Raw genomic sequence first — 19,315 nt, 5'->3', positions numbered from 1 at the left:
CGCCCGGCGTTGTACCGCGGACCTGTGCCGTGCCCGGCCTTGTACCGCTCTCGGCTGCTCGGCCTGACCTGCCTGCGGAGACACGCCACTCGTCGCCGACCGGGGTGTCGCTGTCGCTCAGCGGTGCCGTCGGCCTCCGGCCGGTTCGCGCCCGGCGTTGTACCGCGGACCTGTGCCGTGCCCGGCCTTGTACCGCTCTCGGCTGCTCGGCCTGACCTGCCTGCGGAGACACGCCACTCGTCGCCCACCGACCGGGGCGCCGCCGTCGCCCAGCGGTGCCGTCGTCCTCCGGCCGGTTCGCGCCCGGCCTCGTACCGCCGACCTGTGGCGCGCCCGGCATCGCGCCGCCGTACCCGTGCCGCGCCCCGCCGAGGGCCGGCGTCCCGATTGCCGTCGGGCCAAGCCTGACCGCCGGGTCCACCGCCCTACCAGGCGGTCGACCGCCGGTCCCCCGCCCGGAGCCGGTACACGACGGAGCGGCGCAGCGGGCCCTCGGGGACCCCGGGGTCGTCGAAGTCCGCGCCCGGGTCGTGGGACATGCCGAGGCGGTCCATCACCGCCCGGGAGCGCAGATTGCCGGCCGCGGTCACCGCGAGCACCTCCGCCAGGCCCAGGCTCTCGAAGCCGTACGCCACCACCGCCCGCGCGGCCTCGGTGGCGTAGCCATGCCCCCAGGCTGGGCGGGCCAGCCGCCAGCCCGCCTCCACGCCGGTGAACGGCATGCCGTCCTCCACGGGATCCAGCCCGGCGAACCCGATGAACTCACCGGTAGCGGTGGTCTCCACCGCCCACCACCCCCAGCCCCGCCGGTCCAGGTCGGCCTGGAAACCGGCCACGGACGCCTCGCTCTGCTCCCGTGTCAGCACGTCCGGAAAGTACGCGCGGACCACCGGGTCGGCGTTCATGGCCGTCCACGGGACCAGGTCGGACGCCCGCCAGCCGCGGAGCACGAGACGCTCTGTTCGCAGTTCGGACATCACGCGAACGTACCGGGGAGCGGCCGGCCGGAGCGAGCCGTTTACGCGACCCGGTCCGCCTGCCCTCCGGCGTGTGGAGCGGTTCATCCGCGCCCGCCGGGGGAACCTGGCGGGATGGACGCAATCGGAAGGCCGGGAGGGTCGTGACGTCACGCCGGGCGGGCCACCGGGACGGCGAGGAACCAGGGAACGACGAGGCGGCCGGCACACCGGTACCCGCGGAGCCCGACTTCCCCGCCGCCGTCCTGCGCGCCCTCGGCGCAGGCGTGCTCACCCTCGGTCCCACCGCCCGGATCACCTCGGTGAACCCCTGGGCCGAGCAACTGCTGGGACGGTCGGAACAGGAGATGCTCGGCCACGACGCGCACGACCTCCTGCACCGGCACGCCGACGGCAGCCCCGTGCCGCGCGAGCGGTGCGCACTGCGCAGCCCCCTGCACGGAGTCGCCGCCGAGGAGGGCAGCGACGAGTTCTTCCAGCGGGCCGACGGCACCACGGTCCCCATCATCTGGGCCGCCACCCCCCTCGTCCGCGAGGGACGGCAGGAAGGGCTGGTCCTGGTCTTCCACGACTTCAGCCTCCACCGCAGCGCCGCCGAGGAGACCACGGCGCGGACCACCGCCCTGGAGGCCCTCACTGCCCAGCTGCACCTGGTCGCCGAGATCTCCACCGTGCTGGTCCCCACCGAGCGGACCTCCACCACCCTCCGGCGTCTCGTACGGCTGCTGGTGCCGGAACTGGGCCAGTGGGCGGCGGTCGACGTCTACCCGGGTCAGTCGGACGTCCTGGAACGGGTGGCCGTGCGCAGCAGCACCCAGCCGGACCGGGCCAGACCACTGCGCGGGCCGATGACCTCGCTGCCGGACCAGGCCCGCGCCGCGCTGACCCTGCTGATCAAGGGCGACCGGCCCGTCCCGCTGAGGGCCGAGGAACTGTGCCGGGACCCGGAGCACCCGCTCGCCGCCACCCACCGGGTGCTCTTCGAACGGCTCGGCGGCCACGCGGCCGTCGCCATCCCCCTGCGCACCCGGCAGCGGTCCTACGGAATCCTGACCGTGGCCCGCGCCGGGGAGCGCCCCGCGCACACCGAGGCGGAGGTCGCCCTGCTGGCCGACATCGGCCGCCGCGTCGGACTGGTCCTGGACAATGCCCGCCTCTACCACGAGCAGCAGAACGTCGCCGAGACCATGCAGCGCCAGCTCCTGACCCCTCTTCCACAGGTCGACCACCTCAGAATGGCTGCCCGCTACTGGCCCGCCGAGAGCGCCATGGAGGTCGGCGGCGACTGGTACGACGCCTTCCTGCTCGGTGACGGTGTCATGGCCCTGGTCATCGGGGACGTCGTCGGGCACGACCTGCAGGCCGCCGCCCACATGGCCGAGGTCCGCAACATGCTGCGCGCCCTCGCCTGGGACCACCAGGAGCCGCCCAGCGTGATCATGCGACGCCTGGACGAGGCCGTGACCAATACCAGCGACGCGCCGATGGCCACCCTCGTCTTCGCGCGTGTCGAAGGCGCCGAGGGCGGCCCCTGGCGGCTGCACTGGGTCAACGCCGGTCACCCGCCGCCCCTGCTGATCACGAAGGACGGCGGGACCCGCTTCCTGGAGGGCGGCCACGGCCCGCTCATCGGCATGAGCGCCACCCTGCGCCTCGGCCTGGACTGGCCCGACACCCGCGAGGAACTGCCGCCCGAGAGCATCCTCCTGCTCTACACCGACGGTCTGGTCGAGAGCCGCGAGCGCCCGATCGACGTGGGCATGGACCAGCTCCGCCACCACGCCGGCGTGCTGGCCCGGCGGCTGGACAGGTGGAGCGCCGACGACTTCTGCGACGAGCTGCTCGCGCGCATCGCGCCCCGCGGTGACGACGTCGCCCTGCTCGCCCTGCGCCTGCCCGCCGTCGGCATGGGCGCCCCCGGCGACACCGAACCGCCCCCGCCGCCCCAGTCCGGGCACAGCGAGGCCACCCCCGACCGTGCCGCGCCCGGTTCCCGCCGCCAGGAGGCCGAGGTGCGGGACCCGACCCAAACGGATCCCGAGGAGTAGCGGCTCAGGCGGGCGGGCGGGCGCGGGTGACGGGCCGTCGCAGGACGACACCGGGTCCGCACCGGCCCAACTGCACTGCCGCCGGAGCCCGTTCGCGCCGCACGGAAGAGCATCCGCGACACCCGAACGGACGGGGCGTTCACCCGGCTGAGCGGCCCCAGTGGTGCGAGACGGACGGCAGGCTGACGGTGATTCACGTCGGGGCCGGGTCACCTCAGCTGACGAAGCACCAGCTGCCCGGTCGTGACGGAAGGAACCTCAGATGCGCTCTGCTCGCATTCTCCTGACCACGGCGGCGGCCTCGGCCGTCTTCGTCCTCGGCGCTCCCGGCGCCTACGCCGCGGTCGGTGGCGACTGGGACCACGACGACTCTTCGTACAGCAAGGAGCACGACAACGGAAGCAAGCAGGACGGGCCGCGCGGCGGAATGCACACCGGCGGTGGCGCGCTGGCCGCGGTGAGCGAGGGCGACTGGAACCACGACGACTCCGGTAAGGAGCACGACAAGGGAAGCAAGCACGAGGAGCCCCGCGGCGGCATGCACACCGGTGGCGGTGCGCTGGCCGCGGTGAACGAGGGCGACTGGGACGGCGGCGGCCGCGAGTCCAAGGAAGGCGGCTCGCAGACCTACAAGCAGAACGAGGGCGAGAGCTCCAGGGGCGGCGGCGACCACGAGAAGCCGCACGGCGGGATGCACACCGGCGGCGGCGGACTGGCCACCCCGACCACGACCGCGGGCGGGCTGGCCGTCCTGGCCGTCGCCGCGACCGGTCTGTACGCCGTCCGACGCAAGAAGTCGGCCAACGGAGTGGCGTAAGCCGTGCCGGGCGCGATAGCAGCCGGGCCGCCACCCAGGAACCACGGGGCGGCCCGGCTCGCCCGCGCCCACCTGTCCGCCCTGCCGCCGTGCCCCAGTGAGGTCGTCCCCATGCCCCTCCCCCCTTCCGCCCCCGTCCCCACCCCCACCGACGACGAGACGACGGCCAATCAGGGTTCCCGCTCCGGCTGGATGGTGCTGTGCGCCGTGGCCCTGCTGATCCTGGCCGTGAGCCTGGTCGGCGGCAACGACACGTCCGCCGACTCCTCCCGCCCTCCGCTGCCCGCCCAGCCCGGCACGACCGCCTCCTCCGCCGCACCCGCGACCGGCGCGGCCGTTTCCGCCCTGCCCCGGTCGAAGCCCGTACGTCTGCTCATCCCGGAGATCTCCGTCGACGCGCCCTTCACCGACCTCGCCATCGATGCCAAGGGCCAGCTCCAGCCGCCGCCCGCCGGCGACACCAACCTCGTCGGCTGGTACGCCAAGGGCGTCTCCCCGGGCGAGAAGGGGACCTCGATCATCGCCGGGCACGTGGACACGAAGACGTCGGCCGCCGTCTTCGCCCGCCTCGACCAGCTGGACAAGGGCGACAAGTTCCAGGTGGAGCGCGCGGACGGACGCGAGGCGACCTTCGTGGTCGACAGCCTGGAGACCTTCGCCAAGGACGAGTTCCCCAGCGAGCGCGTCTACGGCGACGCCGACCGGCCCGAGGTACGGCTCATCACCTGCGCGGGCGACTACGACCACAAGGTCAAGGACTACACCGACAACCTGGTCGTCTTCGCACACCTCACCTGAGACCGCGCGAACCGGCCGTCCGGGGCGCCGGTCACCCGCGCAACGCACACGAGTCGCGCGCCGTCGGGGCCGGGCACAGGATCGAGGCAAGCCGGCGTCGCATCACCGCGGCCGACGTACAGTTCCGCCCCCGCGAAGGAGATGTGCGCAGGATGACCACCACGCCCACCCCTGCTTCCGAACCGCTTGCCTCCGAACAGCTGACGCGACAGCTGTCCCACCAGGTCTCCCAGTCCGTGTTCGACGGCTCCCGACTGCGGGTCGTCCTGCTGGTGGAGGTCTACGACGGAGCCCAGCAGCAGTTCCTCGAGACGTACGAGAACCTGCGCAGCCACGTCGAGTCCGTCCCCGGGCACATCGGCGAGCAGCTCTGCCAGTCCATCGAGAACCCCTCCCAGTGGCTGATCACCAGCGAGTGGGAGAGCGCGCCGCCGTTCCTGAACTGGGTGAGCAGCGAAGAGCACGTGCGGATGGTCAAGCCGCTGCACAGCTGTGTGCGGGACACCAGGTCGCTCCGCTTCCACGTGGTCCGCGAGACCGGCCACCAGGCCAGCGGTGCCGAACCCGCCCGGGGCGGGCTGCAGGCGTCGCCCCGCGTCGGCGACGGCGTCATCCGGCACGCGCTCACCTTCACGGTGAAGCCGGGCAGCGAGGAGTCGGTCGGCAAGATCCTCGCCGACTACGCCTCGCCCGAGCCGCGGGTGGACGACACCACCCGGCTGTGCCGCACGTCCCTGTTCCTGCACGGCAACCGGGTGGTCCGGGCCATCGAGGTGCGCGGCGACCTGCTCGCGGCCCTGCGGCACGTGGCGGAGCAGCCCGAGGTGCGGGCCGTCGAGGAGGCCATCAACCCGTACCTGGAGCAGGACCGCGACCTCGCCGACCCGGAGTCCGCCCGGGTGTTCTACACGCGGGCGGCGCTGCCCGCCGTCCACCACGTGACCGCGGGGGAGCAGCGGGGCGACGCACAGCGGCACGCGCTGTCGTACCCGGCCCGGCCGGGCTGCGGCATGCGGCTGGCCGAGCTGCTCGCCGAGCGCGACGAGGCGGCGGCCAAGGATCCGGCCAGCCCCGTCCTGTGCAGCACGATCTTCCAGCGCGACGACGTGGTGGTACGGCTGGTCGACGTGCGCGGGGATCTGCACGGGGGCGATCCCGCGGTGACCCTCGGTCTCCCGGACCCCGGCCGGGTGTCCGAGCTGACGACCCTCCTGGACGGCTTCACGGACGCCGGTTTCCCGACCGGCGGCGGACTGGTCCGCGCCCTCGAAGGGGCCCGGATGGAGCTGGTCACCGACCGGCGCGCGCCGGACGCCTGACCGGCCCGCACTCACGCGTCGGCCGCCGGACCGCAGCACAGCGGTCCGGCGGCCGACGCGTGCGCGCCCGCTGGTCAGCTCACTCAGGCACGGTGCAGTCGAAGGCGTGCAGGTACGGGTTGACCGGGCGGATGTCGTCGATGACGAGGCCCGCGTCGGTCAGCCGGCCGACCATGCTGTCGGTGGTGTGCTTGGCACCGCCGACGTTGAGGAGGAGCAGCAGGTCCATGGCGGTGCTGAACCGCATCGACGGGGTGTCGTCGACGAGGTTCTCGATGACGACGACCCGCGCACCGGGGCCGCCGGCCGCCATGACGTTGCGCAGGGCGCGGGCGGTGCTGTCGTCGTCCCACTCCAGGATGTTCTTGATGACGTACACGTCGGCCCGCACCGGGACGGCCTCGCGGCAGTCGCCCGGCACGACGCGCACGCGGTCCGCGAGCGAACCGCCCTCGCGCAGCCGGGGGTCGGCGTTCTCCACCACCCGCGGCAGGTCGAGCAGGGTGCCCCGCATGGCCGGGTACTTCTCCAGCAGGCTCGCCACCACGTGCCCCTGGCCGCCGCCGATGTCGGCGACCGAGCCGCTGGCCGACAGGTCGAGGAGCGCGGCGACGTCCTGGGCCGACTGCCGGCTGGACGTCGTCATGGCACGGTTGAAGACCTCGGCCGACTGGGGCGCGTCCTCGTTGAGGTAGGTGAAGAACTCCTTGCCGTACAGACCCTCGACGACGTTGGAGCCGGTGCGCACCGCCTCGTCGAGCAGGGGCCAGGCGTCCCAGGTCCACGGTTCGGTGCACCACAGGGTGATGTTGCGCAGGCTGTGCGGGTCGTCCTCGCGCAGCAGGCGGGACATGTCGGTGTGCGCGAACGTCCCGTTCCTGTGCTCGGTGAAGACGCCGTAGCAGGTCAGGGCGCGCAGCAGCCGGCGCAGCGGCTTGGGCTCGGTCTTCACGGCGGCCGCGAGGTCCTCCACGGCCATGGGGCTGTCGCCGAGCGCGTCGGCGACGCCGAGCCGTGCGGCCGCGCGGAGGGCGGCGGCACATGCCGCCCCGAACACGAGCTCCCTCAGCCGCATGGGCGGGGGCGGGGCAGTCTGTGCGGTCGTCATGCGCCGCTTTCCTTCCTTCTTCGGTCCACGGGTGGTTACGGCCGGCTCAGCACAGGCCCGCGGGCTTGGAGGCGCCGCAGGTGTTGCCAGTGAAGGTGTTGCTCTTGGCGGTGTCGCCGGTCCCGGCGTCGACCAGGTCGGCGGGGGAGTTCTTGCTCAGCCGGTTGCCGTTGACCTCGTTCTTCGCGTTGGCGGTGCCCACCATGCTGGCGGCCAGGACGATGCCGCCCGACATCGACGACTTGCCCGCGTTGCCCGCGACCGTGTTGTCGGCGACCAGGACCTTCTCGACGCCGGTCAGGACGATGCCGGAGCCCTGGAGGGCCTCCAGCCGGTCGGTCTTCGGGCAGGACTTGTTGTTGCGCACGACCTGGTTGTCGCGCACGACCAGGTCGCCGGCCTTGGGGGTGTTCTCGTCGCCGACGACGAACACGCCCGCGCAGTTGCCGGTGATGTGGTTGTCCGCGACGGCGAGGTTGCGCAGGCGCCGGACGGTGACGCCGATGCGGTTGCCCTCGAGCCGGTTGTGCGCGACGAGGGTGCCCTCGGTGTCGGCGGCGCCTTCCTCGGCCTTGATGTTGTTGGCGAGGAAGATGCCCGCGTCACCGTTGTCGCGGGCGGTGTTGCCGCGGATGATGCCGTGCACGGACCGCTCCTGGGCGATGCCCCAGACGCCGTTCTTCACCGCGTTCACGTTGCGCACCGTCAGCCCGTCGGTGGCCATGGAGAACACACCGGTACGGGTGAACCCGGTCACCGTGAGGTCGGAGACCGTGATGCCCATGACGTTCTTGTCCTTCGTGCCGATCACACAGATGCCGTTGCCGCCCTCGGCACACGTGTTGTCGGCCGCCTTCTCGGTGCTGGGCTCGATGACCGTGCCGCGGCCCATGCCCCGCAGGGTGAGACCGGGGGTGCTCACCTTGACGCTCTCGCGATAGGTGCCGGTGGTGACGAGGACGGTGTCGCCCGACTTGGCGGCGTCCACCGCCTTCTGGATCGACTCTCCGGGGTGGACCAGGTGGGTCATGGGAACGGAGGAGGCCGGAGCCGCACCGAGTCCCGTTCCGATCATCGCTGCGGTGCACACGAGGTACACGACATGGCATTTCTTCATATTCCGAAAGGTATGCCTGAAATATTCCCCGACGGCTGGGATGAGCCATCCGACGGCGTGTCATGAGCGGGCGCTGAACCGGTGGTTGCCGGGCACAAGGCGTACGTGATCTTCATGTCGGCCACCCGGGGAGGAACCACCGTGACCGTGCCCGAACGCCGTGTCCGCGCCAGACGCGCAGGGCGTCGCTTCGACCTCCGGGCGACCACCGTGACGTTCGGTCTCGCCGCCATCGCCCTGGTCCTGGTGGGGTGGGTGGTGCGCATGGCGTTCGACGTGGCGCAGCGGCGGCCGGCCTGGCTGTTCGTCCTGGTGCTCGGTGGGGTCGCGGCCGTCCTCCTGCGCCGGCGCGCGCGGAGCCGGCATCTCGCCGGGCGGACGGTGCTCCGTACCACCGACGCCCTGGCGGCGGCCACGGCGACGGCACTGGACGAACTGGAGGAGGGGCACGCGGCGCAATGCGTGGAGTACGTGCACGGCGAGGAGAGCACCGAAGTCGTCCCCGTCGAGCACGAGAAGTTGGACCCTTACGAGTTCGAGGAGGCGATAGCCGGCCTGTGCCGGCGGGACGGCTGTGCCGGCGTCGAGGTCGTGGGCGGGGCGGGCGACCTGGGCGCCGACGTGCTGGCGGTGGCGCCCGACGGCCGGCGGGTCGTCATCCAGTGCAAGCGCTACAGCGAGGACAACAAGGTCGGCTCCCAGGACCTCCAGCGCTTCGGCGGCACCTGCTTCACCGTGCACGAGGCCGACCTGGCCGTCCTCGTCACCAGCACCGACTTCACCGCACCGGCGGCCGAGTACGCCGAGCGGTGCGGAATAGTCTGCGTGGACGGAGCGTGGCTGCGCGACTGGTGCGAGGGGAGCGGACCGGCGCCCTGGGAGCTGCCCGGGACCGGGCAGGACGGGACGGAGCCGTCCGGACGGGCGTCGTTGTGAGCCGGGCGGCCCACCCGCCCCCGGTCGGCGGGTGGCGCCGGGTTTCCGCGCCGCGCGGTGGCAACCTGAATGGCATGGGCAAGACCGCGCTGATCGTCATCGACATGATCAACACCTACGATCACCAGGACGCCGACTCCCTGATCCCGGCCGTGGAATCCGTACTGCCCCAGGTGACCGGCCTGCTGGAGCGGGCGCGGCGGCAGGGCGTCCCCGTGATCTACGTCAACGACAACTTCGGGGAGTGGCGCTCGCACCACGGCGAGATCCTCGACAAGGCCCTCTCGGGCCCGCACTCCCGGCTCGTCGAGCCGCTGAAGCCGGACGAGTCCTCCCTCTTCGTGGTCAAGGCACGCCACTCGATCTTCTACGAGACCCCGCTGACCTATCTGCTCCACCAGCAGGGAATCGACCGGCTCGTGCTGTGCGGGCAGGTGACCGAACAGTGCGTGCTCTACTCGGCGCTGGACGCGCACATCCGCCATCTGCAGGTCATCGTGGCGCGTGACGCGGTCGCCCACATCCACGCCGACCTGGCGGACGCGGCGCTGCGGATGATGGAGCGGAACATGGGCGCCCGGGTGTGCGACAGCGGCGAGTTGTGGACGTGAGCAGACCCGCCGCCATGGCGTGAGCCGGCCCGCCGCCACACCGTGAGCGGGACGCGCGCCCGCCGTCAGGTCCGCAGGCTGCGCACGGGCAGGACGACCTGCGCCGCCGTGGAGAGCGTGTCCTCGTGGTTGGCGAAGGCGGCGACCGCCGCGGCGTCGCCGGGCTCGCCGCCGGACCAGGGGCGGGTGGCGAAGACGAGGCAGGCGTACCCCCGCTCGTCCACCGCCGCCCGCCACTGCGGGGTGGGGACGAACTGGGCGTTGACGCCCGGCATGGTGAGGGCCGCCGCACCCGGTACGACGAGCAGGCCGACCGGCAGGTCGGGCAGGACGGTGCCGTCGAGGACGGTGTCGCCGCCCACCGCGATTCCGGAACGGCTCAGCAGCCCCTCGACGGCGGCCGGGGTCGCGTCCGGGCCGCCCTCCCCGTCGCCGAGGGAGCAGGCGAGGAGGAAGGGGACGTCGCCGTCGGGCGTCTCACGGCTCCAGGACATGATGACGAGCGTGCCGAGGTCGGCGGTTCGCAGGGGGCGCGGGTCAGCGGAGATCGAAGTCACCGCGAAACCGTAAGCGCGCGCGGGGACGCACCCGCCCGGCCGTCACCCGACTGGACGACACCCTCGCGTTTCTTCACACGAACGAGGGGCGTTCGACGGCCGGTCGGTGCCGCGACAGCCGGCCACGCGCGCCGCCGAACGCGGGTGCGCGCACCTCTCCTCCTCCGCGTGATCTCCACGGTCTCCGCGGCCCGCGAGTCGCCCACGCGCACGGCGGGCGGGGTGAGTCGGTGCCCCGACTGGCCCAAGACGGGGTGGTCTTGGGCGGCAACGGCCGATCACGTGGTGTAACAGTCGTCTTATGATCTGTAGACGAAACGATCGTCAGAGCGACGTGCGCGGTTCGCGTGGCCGCAGGATCCGCACCGCGGCGCTGGCCCTGGTCGCCGCCACCGCCCTCGGCGCGACCGGCCAGGCGGTCGCCGCGCCGTCGGCGCCCTCGCGCACCGACTGGGACGCCATCGCCGCGTGCGAGTCCAGCGGCAACTGGCAGGCGAACACCGGCAACGGCTACTACGGCGGCCTGCAGTTCGCGCGGTCCAGCTGGATCGCGGCCGGCGGCCTCGAGTACGCCCCGCGCGCGGACCTCGCCAGCCGCGCCGAGCAGATCGCCGTGGCGGAACGCCTGGCCCGGATTCAGGGGATGGGCGCCTGGGGCTGCGCCTGAGGACGACCGCCGTCCGCGCCGCGTTGACCGGGGTAACCCGTGGGCGTGCACTTGCGGCCGATCACCGCCGCCCCCGTTTCCCCCGGGCGGTGGACGGGCAGTGCCCCGGCGGGGGAGCCGAGTGGCGGCCCCGGACCTCGCGTACTCCGATACGCCCGGGGCCGCACTCGCCCCCTCGACCCCCGGCCGACGGTGGGCCGTTCGCGGGCGGTGACGTCCAGGGCGGGCCACCGTCGCGGCCGTGTCATGTTCCGGAAACGCGCCGCCCCGAATAGGCCGACCAGCGGCCGTCGCGCCGGGCCACCGTGATGTCCCGGCCGAAGCATTCGGTCAGCAGGGAGTCGGTGAGGACCTCGTCCACCGCCCCCCGGGACAGAATCCGGCCCTCGCGCAGCAGCAGCGCGTGGCTGACCGCCGGGAACAGTTCCTCCAGATGGTGGGTGACCGTCACCGTGGCCAGCTGCGGCCGCCCCTCGGCCAGTTGGTGCATCGCCTCGACGAGGTCCTCGCGGGAGGGCAGGTCCAGCGCGTTGAACGGCTCGTCCAGGAGCAGCAGGGCCGGGTCGGCCATCAGCGCCCTGGCGATCAGGACCCGCGCCCGCTGCCCGCCCGAGCACACCCCGTAGGGCCGGTCGGCCAGTTCCTTGACGCCCAGCTCGGTCAGCAGTTCGCGCGCCCGGACGCGGACCTCGTCGTCGTACGTCCGCCACAGGGGCTGGACGGTGCCGCTGTGGCCGGTGAGCACCACCGCGTGGGCGGTGAGGTCCTGCGGCACCCGCTGGGCCGAGTTCACGTGGCCGATGCGCGCGCGCAGCTCACGGACGTCCACCCGGCCGAGCCTGCTGCCGAGGACCTCGACCGTGCCCGTGGTGGGGTGCATGAGCGCGCCGAGCAGCCGCAGCAGGGTCGTCTTCCCCGCGCCGTTGGCCCCCAGCAGCGCCCAGTGCTCGCCCGGCCGGACCGTCCACTCGACGCCGTCGAGGATCAGCTGGTCCGTGGTGAAGCGGCGCACGCTCACGTCCTGGAGCCGCAGCACGGCCGCCGCGTCCTCGTCGGCCTGGGAGCTGGCTGTCTGGACGGTCATGCGGTGACTCCTTCACGCGCGGGGCACCTCTCGGTCACGCCGAACACTAGATGTACTCACCACGCTCCCGCCGGACCGTCCGCTTCCTGGACGGTGGGCCGGCACTCAGGACGCGGATGAGTTCCCGTACTCATCCACGGCGCCGGGCCCGGCTCCTATCGTGGCGTCGTCGGTGGGACACGAGGGGGAGCCATGGGGCGTCGGTGCCTTGAGCGGGGGAGCGGACGGCGGCGGACGGGACGCGTCGGCGGCGGGCTCGTCGCCGTGCTGGTGGGGCTGCTCGTCACCGGCTGCTCGGCGTTCGACACCGACGACGACGTACGGCGGGCCCGGGAACTCGCCGAGGAGTCGTACCCCGGGGAACTCGAGGTCGTCGACGCCCGGATCCTGTTCCCGGAGACCACCGGCTCGGAGGTCACCCTGTCGGTCGCCGACGACCCGGACGCGGCCGTCAGGTTCCGGGTGGACGCTGCGAAGGACCGCTGCGACGGCGCCCCCGACTGCACGGACGCCCTGCGCAAGGCGGTGGACCGGGCCAGGCGGGAGGCCGGACAGCTGCGCGCGATGCGCGACGCCTTCGACGGCTGCGGGCATCCGGTCCTCGCCACGGACGAGAGGCTGACGGCCCCGTGGATCGAGGCACGGTTGACCGAGCAGACGGTGGACGACGTCCTGGCCCGCGTCGGTGCCTGCGTGCAGCGCTGGGTCACCGCCCGCGCGGAGCGGGATCCCAGTGCGGCGCCGACGTGGGTCACCGTCGACATCGCGGCCCCGGGCACGGCGCGGGACCTCCCGGCGGCGAAGAGCACGTTGCCCGCCGTCCTGCGGTTCACCCATGGCCCCCGGCTCGCCGCCCTGGCGCACGATCCCTACTACGTGGCGTCCTACCCGGTCGGCAGGGACGCGGACCGCACCGTCGACACCGCCTCGGCCGGCCTGCGGATCGTCTCGCCCTTCGAGGAGAGGCAGGCCTTCTCCCGGCGGATCGACGCGTCGGTCCTGTCAGCGCTGCGCGCCACGTACCCGGACGCCGTGACGAGCGGCGGGGCGGGCATGGGGGTGTGGCGACTGGAGCCGGGGACCATCCGCCGTATCCGCGGGTACGTGCTGTTCTGCGAACGGCCGCCCGCCGACGGCAAGCAGTGCCTCGGGGACCTGGCGGCTCTGGTCACCTCGGATCCCAGGGGCCGCGACGCCGAGGTCGTCCGGGTGCTCACGGACATCAGGGACGAGCACGGGGTCCTGCGCCTGCCTCCGCGGTGAGGGGGTGGGCGCAGGACCGGCGCCGCAGGGCGGGAGGCGTCAGACGCCCGCCACCGACTGGATCCAGGAGCGGTAGGCGGTCACGTTGGTGTACGCCGTGGTGGACTGCCGGTCGCTGGTCGAGGCGACACCCACCTGGACGCCGCCGGCCGTCATCGGGCCGCCGGAGTCGCCGCCCGCGGTGATGCCGTTTATGGGACGGGCGCATATCGCCTGGCCGTAGTAGGCGTCGTAACAGCCCTGGGTGACGCTCACGTCGGCGACCTTGAGGTACTGGGACTGGCAGTTGATCTCCGAGCCGCACCGGGAGGTCGCCCCCCAGCCGTAGACCTGCACGGTCTGGCCGACCCGCACCGTGCCGGGCCGGCCGAGCTGTGCGTAGGTCGCGGAGACGGAGCGGTCGAGCCGGACCAGCGCGAGGTCCGCCGAGGGGCTGGTGACGGTCTGTACGCCATTGGCGACCGTGCCGCCGGAGCCCTGGTCGAGACTGCCGATGCGGAAGGCGACGTTGCCGCCGCTGACGCAGTGCTTGGCGGTGAGGATCCAGGTGGGGGAGATGATGGTCGAGGTGCAGGTCTGGGCGCCGTTGGAGAACAGCCTGGCCGCCCAGGGCGCGTTCTGCGCGTAGCCGCCGCCGATGATCGGCTGGGGGCCGCCGTCACCGGGCCGGGGTTCCACCGCCGAGGCGGTGGGGGCGAGCGCCAGGGCGGACAGCAGCGCGGCCACGAGAGCGGCCAGCACGGCGGGGACGAGTCTCGTTGTTCGCAAGGCTCCTCGATTCCGACGACACGCGTCTGGAGGCGTGATGATGTGGGGGGGCGCCCACAGCATGTCGGGCCCGGTGCCCGGCCGAACAATCCCGGCTTCGCATAACGTCGTGTTATGCCCGGGGCGGGGCCGGCCGGTCGTACCGCGGTGTTCCGTGGAGCGAACAGGTCCTAGCGGAGCAGCAGTTGTACGAGGGCGACGGTGCCGACCGTGACGACCAGTGTCCGCAGGACCGCGGGGCTGAAGCGGCGGCCCACCTTGGCGCCGACGTAACCGCCGAGGCCCGAGCCGACCGCGAGGAGCCCGACGGCGGCCCACTCGAAGTCCGCGGCGAAGAGGAAGAAGACCGCGGCGACGGTGTTGACGAGGGCGGAGAGGACGTTCTTGACGCCGTTGAGACGTTGCAGGGGTTCGTCCAGGAGCATGCCCATCAGGGACAGGTAGATGATCCCCTGGGCGGCGGTGAAGTAGCCGCCGTAGACGCTGGCCAGCGTCAGGCCGATCAGGAGCAGCGGACCGCCGTCCCGGCGGGGCGAAGTGCCGGTGCGGGCCCGGCGGCGCTGGACCAGCCTGCCGATCTGCGGCTGGAACGCCACCAGCAGCAGGGCCAGGCCCACCAGGACCGGCACGATCGTCTCGAAGGCGTCGGCGGGCAGCATCAGCAGGAGTGTGGCGCCCGCGAGGCCGCCCAGCAGCGCTCCGCAGCCCAGTTTCAGGACGCGCCGGCGCTGCCCGCGCAGCTCCTCTCGGTAGCCGATGGCCCCGCTGATGGAGCCGGGAATCAGGCCGAGCGCGTTGGAGACGGTGGCGGTGACCGGCGCGAGCCCCGTGGCCAGCAGCACGGGAAAGGTGATCAGGGTGCCGGAGCCGACGACGCTGTTGATGGCGCCGGCCCCCACGCCGGCCGCGAACACCGCGGCCATGGCCTCCGGTGTCACCCCGTGCCGCCCCGAGCCGACCCCGTACTCGGCCGGAAGGTGTCTTGTGCATCTTTCACGTGGCCGACTGTACCCACCGGTCCGATCCACGTGTTTGCCGGTCCCAACCGGTCCTGTTCGGGCACTTCTTGACGTCAATTCACCTGATCATGCGGTGATACGATCACCGCGTTTGCGGAGCGGGCGGATGGGTGAAAGACGGCATCCCCGACGTAAAGGGCAGCCCGGACAGCTGCCCCGGTGCGGGCAGTCCACCGGACCGCCCGCACGGACGGGAATTCAGCAAGCCGGCTGTCAGTCGCCTGAAGAGAGTCTTATGACGGAATACACAGGGAACCCCTTGCTCTGGGTCGCCCTCGTCGCCCTCGTCGCCGCCGCCGTGCTCATCAACCGCCAGCGCAGGGCGGCACGGGCGTTGCGGCAGCAGATCCAGGGGCTCAGGGATCACTACACCGAGCTGGAAAGCGATTACGGGAAGTCCGTGCAGGCCGCCCAGGAGCGGGCCGAGGACGAGACGAAGACGGTGCTGAAGTCCGCCATGCGGACCCTTCAGGGCCTCGCCGCGGAGCAGCAGCTGGTGCTCTCCCGGCTGCAGACCAAGTACGGCGACTCGGCCCTCCTCCAGGACCTGCTGGAGATCGACCACACCAACTCGCAGTTCGGCCGGCGGGCCCAGTCCATCGCCGTGCTGTGCGACGGCTGGCTCGGCGGACGGCGCGACACCGCATCGGTCTACGACGTGGTGCGCAGCGCCCAGGGACGCATCCGGCACTTCCGCCGGGTGGACATCCTCTCCCAGGTCGACTTCGGCATCACCAGCCGGGCCGTCGAGCCCGTCGCCCTGGCCCTCGCCGAACTGCTCGACAACGCCACCAGCTACTCCAGCCCGGACACCGTCGTCGAGATCAACATCCGGACGGTGCCCAAGGGCATCTGCGTCGTGGTCGACGACGCCGGTGTCGGCATGAGCGACGAGGAGCGGGCCCGCGCCGACAAACTGCTCGCCACCGAGCGCGCCTCGGGTGTGGCGGGGCTCGGCAACCCGCCGCAGTTCGGTTTCGCCGTCATCGGCCTGCTGTGCGAACGATTCGGTTTCGAGGTGTCGGTGGACTCCTCCTCCCCCTACGGAGGTGTACGGGCGGTGGTCCTGCTGCCGCACGAACTGCTCACCGCGATGCCGGAGAAGAAGGCTCCCGCCCCCGCCCCGGCCGCCCGCGGTACGGCCCGGCCGGTCCCGGACGGCGGGCCGGAGGCCGCGCTCGCCTCCTCCGAGACCGGCGACGGCCTGCCCCGGCGCCGCCGCAAGCGGCCGATGGCCATCGTGCCCGGCAGCGCGTCCACCCCGCGCGCGGCGGGCCGCTCGGACTCCGAACAGGCACAGGTCATGGGTGCCTTCCAGCGCGGAACGCAGTCCGGCCGGGGCACCGAGCCGGGCAGCCCGGACGACGCCGGCCGGACGAGCGAAACACCTGGTGCAAGCAGCGAAGGACATGAGGTCTCGTGAACGACGATCTGTCATGGATGCTCGACAGCGCCCTGGAGATTCCAGGCGCCCTGCACGCGGTCCTGATATCCGCCGACGGCCTGCTGATGGCCCGGACGCAGGACTTCGACAAGGACGACGCCGACCGGGTCGCCGCGGCGATGAGCGGCGTGCAGTCGCTCAGCCGCACCCTCGCCTTCTTCTGTGAGGACCCCGGCCACACCTGGCGGCAGACCCTGGTCGAGTTCGACGGTGGCTGGGTCTTCCTGATCTCCGCCGGCGAGGGCGCCTACCTCGGTGTCTCCGCGTCCCCGGAGGTGGACATGGCCGACATCACCTTCCGGATGCAGCAACTCGTCGCCCAGCTCGGCAAGCGGCTGACGACACCGCCTCGCGAGAACCTGGGCGCCCGCTCGTGACCGGCCACGACGGCTGGCAGCCCGAGGCGCCGGAATTAGTACGGCCGTACGTCATCACCAAGGGGCGCGGCCTGCCCGACGAGGACGACCTCTCCCTCATCACCCTGGTCACCGCCTCCGCCGACCCGCAGCAGCGGCCGGCCCGGCTGTCCCCCGAGGAGCAGAGCCTGCTCGACCTCTGCTCCGCCGGCTACCTCTCGGTCGCCGAGATCGCCGGACACACCCACTTCCCGCTGGGCGTCGTACGCATCCTGCTGGCCTCCCTGATGGAGGGCGGGCACCTCACGACCCGTCCGCCGGTGGCCCGCGCCCGCCTCGCGGACCGAGAGATCCTGGAGGAGGTGCTCAATGGGCTCCGCGCCAAGTTTGGGTGAGCGCGACTACGTACGCGAGGGAGCGACCCAGACGGCGGTCAAGATCCTCGTCGTCGGCCACTTCGCGGTGGGCAAGACCACCCTCATCGGCTCCATCTCCGAGATCGAGCCGCTGTCCACCGAGGAGACGATGACGCAGGCCGCCGAGCCGGTCGACGACCTCAAGGGCGTCCAGGGCAAGACCACCACCACGGTCGCCATGGACTTCGGCCGCCTGACCATCAGCGACCGCGTCGTGCTCTACCTCTTCGGCACCCCCGGCCAGCAGCGCTTCGTGCAGATGTGGGAGGACATGGCCCGCGGCGCGCTCGGCGCCCTGGTCCTGGTCGACCCCGAGCGGCTGGCGGACTCCTTCCCCGTGATCGACCTCATCGAGCACTACGGGCTCGACTACGCCATCGCCGTCAACCACTTCGACGGCACACCGCTGCGCGACGAGCGGGCGCTGCGCGAGGCGCTCGACCTGCTCGATGACACCCCCGTCGTCACCTGCGACGCCCGCGACGAGAAGTCCTCGGCCGCCGCACTGACCACCCTCGTCCGCTACTTGCTGGACCGCACCCGCTAGGAGCTGGGAGCAGACATGAACGCCCACGACACCGCCCCGGTGCCGCCGCCCGGCTGCCCGGCCCACGGCTCCGGTGCCCGGGTGCCGCTGCACGGGCCGGAGTTCGCCGCCGACCCGCAGGCGTACTACGACTACCTGCGCCACTACGGGGCCGCGGCCCCCGTCGAACTCGCCCCGGGGGTCGAGGCGACCCTCGTCACGGACTACGCGGCAGCACTCCAACTGCTGCAGGACTCCGGCACCTTCCGCAAGGACGCGCGCCGCTGGCGGGCCTTCAACGAGGGCAAGGTCAGCCCGGACAGCCCGGTGGCGCCGCTCCTGGCCCACCGGCCCAACTGCATGTTCGCCGACGGAGCCGACCACCTCAGGCTGCGCCAGGCGGTCACCGACAGCATGGCGCGGGTGGACACCCGCCGGCTGAGCCGCAGCACCGAGCAGATCTCGGGCTACCTCATCTCCCAGTTCGCCGCCCGCGGTTCGGCCGACCTGCTCGGGGACTACGCCAAGCAGCTCCCGCTGTTCGTGTTCAACGAACTCTTCGGCTGCCCCGCCGACATCGGCGACCGCGTGCTGTTCGGCATCTCCGGCATGTTCGACGGCGTCAACGCCGAGAAGGCCACCGCGGTCCTCTTCCAGGCGGTGGGGGAGCTGGTCGCGCTCAAGCGGCGCAAGCCCGGCGACGACGTCACCTCCTGGCTGATGCGGCACGAGGCCGCCCTCGACGACGAGGAGATGGTCCACCAGCTGGCCCTGCTGCTCGGCGCGGGAGCCGAGCCCCTGCGCAACCTCCTCGGCAACACCCTGCACCGGCTGCTCACCCACGAGCGGTACGCGCGAGAGGGCGGTCTGATCGACGAGGCGCTCGACGACACGCTGTGGGAGAACCCGCCCATGGCCAACTACGCCCCGCACTACCCGGCCGCCGACACCGAACTGGCCGGACAGCAGCTGCAGGCGGGCGACCTCGTGCTGGTCAGCTTCGCCGCGGCCAACACCGGCCCCACCCTCAGGGCGTCCCGCCAGGCGGGCAGCAACCGGGCGCACCTCGCCTGGAGCGCGGGCCCGCACGCCTGCCCGTCCAAGGAACCGGCCCGGCACATCACCGTCACGGCCGTCGAGCACCTGCTCAACGAGCTGCCCGACGTCGAACTCGCCGTTCCCGAGGACAGCCTGACGTGGCGTCCGGGGCCCTTCAACCGGGCGCTGGCCACGCTGCCGGCCAAGTTCACCCCGATGCGCCCCGCACGGCGTGCCGAACCGGGACAGGCCGCCGCGGCGGCCGAGCGGGAGAAGACGGCGAACGAGGCCCGCCCGGCCGAACACAAGGGCATGTGGAGCCAGTTCCTCAACTGGCTCACACGGTGATCTGCGCAACACCTCCCCAACCCGCCCCATTCGCATGAAGATTGAACGGCACGGGTAGTGAGCAACGCGGTACTCACGTTGCTTACGAGTCAAAGGAG

General features: G+C 72.3%; 20 protein-coding genes. 13 read left to right on the top strand and 7 right to left on the bottom strand.

The features are described from left to right. Positions 1-425: 425 nt before the first annotated feature. Positions 426-977: a GNAT family N-acetyltransferase gene (locus ACIQFU_RS10215; protein ID WP_402550413.1), complete on the bottom strand. Its 552-nt coding sequence runs from the start codon at positions 975-977 to the stop codon at positions 426-428. A gap of 143 nt (positions 978-1,120) precedes the next feature. Here ACIQFU_RS10215 and ACIQFU_RS10210 point away from each other — a divergent pair, with 143 nt between their 5' ends. The 4 genes from ACIQFU_RS10210 to ACIQFU_RS10195 all read left to right on the top strand — a co-directional run bounded on the left by ACIQFU_RS10210 (position 1,121) and on the right by ACIQFU_RS10195 (position 5,959). Continuing rightward, a complete protein-coding gene (locus ACIQFU_RS10210; protein ID WP_402550412.1) occupies positions 1,121-3,025 on the top strand; it encodes a SpoIIE family protein phosphatase in 1,905 nt (634 codons plus the stop codon). 262 nt (positions 3,026-3,287) lie between these two features. Continuing rightward, a complete protein-coding gene (locus ACIQFU_RS10205) occupies positions 3,288-3,842 on the top strand; it encodes a hypothetical protein (RefSeq protein WP_402550411.1) in 555 nt (184 codons plus the stop codon). 111 nt (positions 3,843-3,953) lie between these two features. Beyond that, on the top strand, positions 3,954-4,640 hold the full coding sequence (locus tag ACIQFU_RS10200) for a class F sortase (RefSeq protein WP_402550410.1): 687 nt from the start codon (positions 3,954-3,956) through the stop codon (positions 4,638-4,640). Positions 4,641-4,792: 152 nt separating this feature from the next. After that, positions 4,793-5,959 (top strand): SchA/CurD-like domain-containing protein, encoded by a 1,167-nt coding sequence (locus ACIQFU_RS10195; RefSeq protein ID WP_402550409.1) that lies wholly within the window; start codon positions 4,793-4,795, stop codon positions 5,957-5,959. Between the two features lie 79 nt (positions 5,960-6,038). On the opposite strand, the gene ACIQFU_RS10190 is transcribed toward ACIQFU_RS10195, so the two are convergent. Together ACIQFU_RS10190 and ACIQFU_RS10185 are read right to left on the bottom strand one after the other, a co-directional pair. Then, complete coding sequence (locus ACIQFU_RS10190; RefSeq protein ID WP_402550408.1) at positions 6,039-7,067, bottom strand: methyltransferase; 1,029 nt, start codon at positions 7,065-7,067, stop codon at positions 6,039-6,041. A 46-nt stretch (positions 7,068-7,113) separates the two neighbouring features. Further along, positions 7,114-8,184 carry a nitrous oxide reductase family maturation protein NosD gene (locus ACIQFU_RS10185; protein ID WP_402550407.1) on the bottom strand — a complete coding sequence of 357 codons (1,071 nt, stop codon included), beginning with the start codon at positions 8,182-8,184 and terminating at the stop codon, positions 7,114-7,116. A 141-nt stretch (positions 8,185-8,325) separates the two neighbouring features. Here ACIQFU_RS10185 and ACIQFU_RS10180 point away from each other — a divergent pair, with 141 nt between their 5' ends. Next, positions 8,326-9,120 (top strand): restriction endonuclease, encoded by a 795-nt coding sequence (locus ACIQFU_RS10180; RefSeq protein ID WP_402550406.1) that lies wholly within the window; start codon positions 8,326-8,328, stop codon positions 9,118-9,120. 74 nt (positions 9,121-9,194) lie between these two features. Beyond that, on the top strand, positions 9,195-9,731 hold the full coding sequence (locus ACIQFU_RS10175) for an isochorismatase family cysteine hydrolase (protein WP_402550405.1): 537 nt from the start codon (positions 9,195-9,197) through the stop codon (positions 9,729-9,731). A gap of 65 nt (positions 9,732-9,796) precedes the next feature. Here the strand turns inward: ACIQFU_RS10175 and ACIQFU_RS10170 are convergent, their stop codons facing one another. Then, positions 9,797-10,288, bottom strand: a complete 492-nt coding sequence (locus ACIQFU_RS10170) for a DUF5949 family protein (protein WP_402550404.1) — start codon at positions 10,286-10,288, stop codon at positions 9,797-9,799. Positions 10,289-10,589: 301 nt separating this feature from the next. Between ACIQFU_RS10170 and ACIQFU_RS10165 the strand changes: the two genes are divergently transcribed. After that, on the top strand, positions 10,590-10,955 hold the full coding sequence (locus ACIQFU_RS10165; RefSeq protein ID WP_402550403.1) for a transglycosylase family protein: 366 nt from the start codon (positions 10,590-10,592) through the stop codon (positions 10,953-10,955). A gap of 244 nt (positions 10,956-11,199) precedes the next feature. Here the strand turns inward: ACIQFU_RS10165 and ACIQFU_RS10160 are convergent, their stop codons facing one another. Further along, positions 11,200-12,039 (bottom strand): ABC transporter ATP-binding protein, encoded by an 840-nt coding sequence (locus ACIQFU_RS10160; RefSeq protein WP_402550402.1) that lies wholly within the window; start codon positions 12,037-12,039, stop codon positions 11,200-11,202. A gap of 192 nt (positions 12,040-12,231) precedes the next feature. Here ACIQFU_RS10160 and ACIQFU_RS10155 point away from each other — a divergent pair, with 192 nt between their 5' ends. After that, positions 12,232-13,302, top strand: coding sequence for an SCO7460 family lipoprotein (locus ACIQFU_RS10155; protein ID WP_402550401.1), 1,071 nt, complete (start codon positions 12,232-12,234; stop codon positions 13,300-13,302). Positions 13,303-13,341: 39 nt separating this feature from the next. Here ACIQFU_RS10155 and ACIQFU_RS10150 read toward each other — a convergent pair whose 3' ends face one another. Further along, positions 13,342-14,070: a S1 family peptidase gene (locus ACIQFU_RS10150; RefSeq protein ID WP_402550400.1), complete on the bottom strand. Its 729-nt coding sequence runs from the start codon at positions 14,068-14,070 to the stop codon at positions 13,342-13,344. Between the two features lie 170 nt (positions 14,071-14,240). Next, on the bottom strand, positions 14,241-14,993 hold the full coding sequence (locus ACIQFU_RS10145; RefSeq protein ID WP_402550399.1) for a sulfite exporter TauE/SafE family protein: 753 nt from the start codon (positions 14,991-14,993) through the stop codon (positions 14,241-14,243). 331 nt (positions 14,994-15,324) lie between these two features. Here ACIQFU_RS10145 and ACIQFU_RS10140 point away from each other — a divergent pair, with 331 nt between their 5' ends. From ACIQFU_RS10140 to ACIQFU_RS10120, 5 genes are read left to right on the top strand one after another with little or no spacing between them, the layout of a single operon-like run. Continuing rightward, positions 15,325-16,512 (top strand): sensor histidine kinase, encoded by a 1,188-nt coding sequence (locus ACIQFU_RS10140; RefSeq protein WP_402550398.1) that lies wholly within the window; start codon positions 15,325-15,327, stop codon positions 16,510-16,512. After that, positions 16,509-16,910, top strand: coding sequence for a roadblock/LC7 domain-containing protein (locus tag ACIQFU_RS10135; protein ID WP_402550397.1), 402 nt, complete (start codon positions 16,509-16,511; stop codon positions 16,908-16,910). Before ACIQFU_RS10140 ends, ACIQFU_RS10135 begins: the two co-directional genes overlap by 4 nt. After that, positions 16,907-17,284, top strand: a complete 378-nt coding sequence (locus tag ACIQFU_RS10130) for a DUF742 domain-containing protein (RefSeq protein WP_402550396.1) — start codon at positions 16,907-16,909, stop codon at positions 17,282-17,284. The genes ACIQFU_RS10135 and ACIQFU_RS10130 overlap by 4 nt, the downstream gene beginning before the upstream one ends. After that, positions 17,259-17,852, top strand: coding sequence for an ATP/GTP-binding protein (locus ACIQFU_RS10125; protein WP_061446450.1), 594 nt, complete (start codon positions 17,259-17,261; stop codon positions 17,850-17,852). Before ACIQFU_RS10130 ends, ACIQFU_RS10125 begins: the two co-directional genes overlap by 26 nt. A 15-nt stretch (positions 17,853-17,867) precedes the next feature. Then, positions 17,868-19,217 carry a cytochrome P450 gene (locus tag ACIQFU_RS10120; protein WP_402550395.1) on the top strand — a complete coding sequence of 450 codons (1,350 nt, stop codon included), beginning with the start codon at positions 17,868-17,870 and terminating at the stop codon, positions 19,215-19,217. Positions 19,218-19,315: the final 98 nt, after the last annotated feature.

This window comes from Streptomyces sp. NPDC093065 (assembly GCF_044754585.1).
Taxonomy (GTDB): domain Bacteria; phylum Actinomycetota; class Actinomycetes; order Streptomycetales; family Streptomycetaceae; genus Streptomyces.
Note: the sequence above shows the minus strand (reverse complement) of the source record. Positions and strands in the feature narration are given on the sequence as shown.

Coding starts and splice junctions, on each gene's coding strand:
- ACIQFU_RS10215 (WP_402550413.1), bottom strand. CDS start 977: ATGTCCGAACTGCGAACAGAGCGTCTCGTGCTCCGCGGCTGGCGGGCG.
- ACIQFU_RS10205 (WP_402550411.1), top strand. CDS start 3,288: ATGCGCTCTGCTCGCATTCTCCTGACCACGGCGGCGGCCTCGGCCGTC.
- ACIQFU_RS10200 (WP_402550410.1), top strand. CDS start 3,954: ATGCCCCTCCCCCCTTCCGCCCCCGTCCCCACCCCCACCGACGACGAG.
- ACIQFU_RS10195 (WP_402550409.1), top strand. CDS start 4,793: ATGACCACCACGCCCACCCCTGCTTCCGAACCGCTTGCCTCCGAACAG.
- ACIQFU_RS10190 (WP_402550408.1), bottom strand. CDS start 7,067: ATGACGACCGCACAGACTGCCCCGCCCCCGCCCATGCGGCTGAGGGAG.
- ACIQFU_RS10185 (WP_402550407.1), bottom strand. CDS start 8,184: ATGAAGAAATGCCATGTCGTGTACCTCGTGTGCACCGCAGCGATGATC.
- ACIQFU_RS10175 (WP_402550405.1), top strand. CDS start 9,195: ATGGGCAAGACCGCGCTGATCGTCATCGACATGATCAACACCTACGAT.
- ACIQFU_RS10165 (WP_402550403.1), top strand. CDS start 10,590: ATGATCTGTAGACGAAACGATCGTCAGAGCGACGTGCGCGGTTCGCGT.
- ACIQFU_RS10160 (WP_402550402.1), bottom strand. CDS start 12,039: ATGACCGTCCAGACAGCCAGCTCCCAGGCCGACGAGGACGCGGCGGCC.
- ACIQFU_RS10155 (WP_402550401.1), top strand. CDS start 12,232: ATGGGGCGTCGGTGCCTTGAGCGGGGGAGCGGACGGCGGCGGACGGGA.
- ACIQFU_RS10145 (WP_402550399.1), bottom strand. CDS start 14,993: ATGGCCGCGGTGTTCGCGGCCGGCGTGGGGGCCGGCGCCATCAACAGC.
- ACIQFU_RS10140 (WP_402550398.1), top strand. CDS start 15,325: ATGACGGAATACACAGGGAACCCCTTGCTCTGGGTCGCCCTCGTCGCC.
- ACIQFU_RS10125 (WP_061446450.1), top strand. CDS start 17,259: ATGGGCTCCGCGCCAAGTTTGGGTGAGCGCGACTACGTACGCGAGGGA.
- ACIQFU_RS10120 (WP_402550395.1), top strand. CDS start 17,868: ATGAACGCCCACGACACCGCCCCGGTGCCGCCGCCCGGCTGCCCGGCC.